Here is a 2,504-nt window from a genome sequence, read left to right as displayed (position 1 = left end):
CCGCCCGGGGCCCGGGGGGGGGGCGGGGGGGGCGGGCGGGGGGGGGGCCCCCCCCCCCCCCCCCGCCCCCCCCCGCGCCCGGGGGGGGGGCCCCGGGGGGGGGGGGGGCCCCGGGCCGGGCCGCCGGACGCGGGGAGATACTGCCCCCGTGACGTTCTCCCGCCGTACCGCCCTGTTCCTGCTCGCCTTCGGCGTGTGGTCGTGGCTGCTGTGGCCGACGTTCTTCCGCAACATCTGGGTGAGCGAGAACTCCTGGCAGGCCGGTTCCCCGACGCCGTTCCTCTACGTGCACTTCGTGATCGCCGCGGTGTCGCTGGTCCTGGGCACCGCGATCGGCGTGCTGGGCTGGCGCGCGTTCCGCGCGACCCGCCGCTGACCCTCCGGCGCGCCCTACCCGGCGTCCGGCGCGGTTCCCGCCCCGCCCTGCAGCGCGGCGAGCGTCAGCACGTTCCCGCCGATGCCCCAGCCGCCGTCGGCGACGTCCTCCACGAGCACGAGCGTGGTGGCGCGGGCCCGTTCGCCGAAGACTTCGGCGTAGAGGTCGGTGACGCGGTGCACGAGCCGTTCCTTCTGCTCGGCGTCGAGGGTTCCGGCGGGCACCTTCAGGTTCGCGAACGGCATGTCTTCCTCCTCCAGCAGATCGTCGCGCTTCCGGTCAGGCCGCGTTGCCGTGCGGGTCGGCGGCGTCGAGGGCGGCCACCACCTGGTCGAACTCGCCGCGGACCTCCGAGTAGCGCAGGAACTTGACCCGCTCGACGAGGATCTCCCGCGCGTCGGGGTCGGCTTCCAGCAGCGCCATCACCTCGTCGATGAACTCGTCCAGCGGCATCGCGTGCGCGCTCTCCCGGTGCCCGGGCATCAAGTCGGTCTGCACCGCCGGCGGCGCCAGCTCCTGCAGCCGCACGCTGGTGCCCCGCAGTTGCAGCCGCAGCGATTCGGTGAGCATGTGGATCGCGGCCTTCGAGGCGTTGTAGCTGGGCGTCACGCGCAGCGGGGTGAACGCGAGACCAGAGGTCACGGTGAGGATGGTCGCGTCCGGCCGCCCCTGCAGGTGCTCGATGAACTCGGCGATGAGCCGGATCGGCCCGAGCACGTTGGTGGCGATGACGTCCTCCGCCGATTCGAGGAACCCGGCGGGGTCCCGCCAGTTCTCGGCGCGCATGATGCCCGCCATCGGGACGAGCACGTTCAGGTCGGGGTGGCGTGCCAGCACCTCGGCGGACGCGGCGCGGATGCTCGCCGGGTCCAGCGTGTCGATCCGCTGGGTGTCGATGCCAGGGTGCTCGGCGGCGATCTGCGCGAGGAGCTCCTCGCGCCTGCCGCCGACGATGACGGTGTTGCCCTTCTCGTGGAAGCGCAGCGCGAGGGCCAGGCCGATGCCGCTGGTGGCGCCGGGGATGAAGAGGGTGTTTCCGCTGATGTGCATGCCACGAGTCTGCGGCGGTGCCGTCCTCACGTGCAGAGATCGGTTATCGGGGGATCGGCGGTCCCTGGTCGGCGTCACCGGCCGGGTCCATGCTGGTGGCATGGATCGACCCGCGCTCGCCACCTTCCTCACCCGCCGCCGCGAGGCGCTGCGCCCCGCGGACGTGGGCCTGCCCCCGGGCGCGCGCAGGCGCACCCCCGGGCTGCGGCGGGAGGAGGTCGCCTCGCTGGCGGGGATGTCCACCGACTACTACACGCGGCTGGAGCAGCGCCGCGGCCCGCACCCGAGCGCGCAGCTGCTGACCGCGCTGGCCAGGGCGCTGCGGCTCAGCGACGACGAGCGGGACTACCTGTTCCAGGTGGCCGGGCACAACCCCCCGCGGCGGGTCCTGGCGTCGGCGCACGTGGCCCCGGCGCTGCTGCGGGTGCTGGATCGGCTGGACGACACGCCGGCGCTGATCCTGTCCCCGCTGGGGGAGACGCTGGTGCAGAACCGGATGGCCTGCGCCCTGCTCGGCGACCGCTCCGGCTACACGGGGCTGGCCCGCAGCGAGGTCTACCGCTGGTTCACCGACCCGGAGCACGAGCGCCGCATGTACCCGGAGGCCGACCGGGACCGGCAGAGCCGCGCGCAGGTCGCGAACCTGCGGGTCGGCTACGGGCTGCTGGGCGACGCCTCCGCCGCCGGTGACGTGGTGCGGGCGCTGCTGCGGGAGAGCGCGGAGTTCGCCGAGCTGTGGCGGCGCCACGAGGTCGCGAAGCGCTTCGAGGACCACAAGACGCTGCTGCACCCCGAGGTCGGCGCGATCGAGGTGGACTGCCAGGTGCTGTTCACCGAGGACCAGACCCAGGCGCTGCTGGTGCTCACCGCGGCCCCCGGCAGCGACGGCCACGCCAAGCTGGAACTCCTCAACGTCGTCGGCCACGAACGCTTCACCAGCCCCCAGCGCTGACCTGGCGAACGCGGAAGCGGGCCCCCCCCCCCCCCCCCCCCCCCCCCCCCCCCCCCCATGGGGGCGGGGGTGCGGCGCCGCGGCACACGGGGCCCGGGGGCGACTAAGGAAGGGTCGAGCACGGGG

At 74.5% G+C, this 2,504-nt stretch carries 4 protein-coding genes; 2 read left to right on the top strand and 2 right to left on the bottom strand.

Annotated features, from left to right (window positions below):
• The first annotated feature begins 148 nt into the window (after nucleotides 1-148).
• A complete protein-coding gene (locus LCD31_RS03335) occupies nucleotides 149-376 on the top strand; it encodes an SCO4848 family membrane protein (protein ID WP_224955942.1) in 228 nt (75 codons plus the stop codon).
• Nucleotides 377-390: 14 nt separating this feature from the next.
• On the opposite strand, the gene LCD31_RS03330 is transcribed toward LCD31_RS03335, so the two are convergent.
• Together LCD31_RS03330 and LCD31_RS03325 are read right to left on the bottom strand one after the other, a co-directional pair.
• Nucleotides 391-621: a 4-oxalocrotonate tautomerase family protein gene (locus LCD31_RS03330; protein WP_224955941.1), complete on the bottom strand. Its 231-nt coding sequence runs from the start codon at nucleotides 619-621 to the stop codon at nucleotides 391-393.
• 34 nt (nucleotides 622-655) lie between these two features.
• Nucleotides 656-1,426, bottom strand: a complete 771-nt coding sequence (locus LCD31_RS03325) for an SDR family oxidoreductase (protein ID WP_224955940.1) — start codon at nucleotides 1,424-1,426, stop codon at nucleotides 656-658.
• 100 nt (nucleotides 1,427-1,526) lie between these two features.
• Here LCD31_RS03325 and LCD31_RS03320 point away from each other — a divergent pair, with 100 nt between their 5' ends.
• The gene (locus LCD31_RS03320; protein ID WP_224955939.1) at nucleotides 1,527-2,378 is read left to right on the top strand and encodes a helix-turn-helix transcriptional regulator; all 852 of its coding nucleotides are present in this window, start codon (nucleotides 1,527-1,529) and stop codon (nucleotides 2,376-2,378) included.
• The last annotated feature ends 126 nt before the right edge of the window (nucleotides 2,379-2,504 follow it).

The sequence above is a fragment of the Saccharopolyspora sp. 6M genome (genome assembly GCF_020176775.1).
Taxonomy (GTDB): Bacteria; Actinomycetota; Actinomycetes; order Mycobacteriales; family Pseudonocardiaceae; genus Saccharopolyspora_C; species Saccharopolyspora_C gregorii.
Note: the sequence above shows the minus strand (reverse complement) of the source record. Positions and strands in the feature narration are given on the sequence as shown.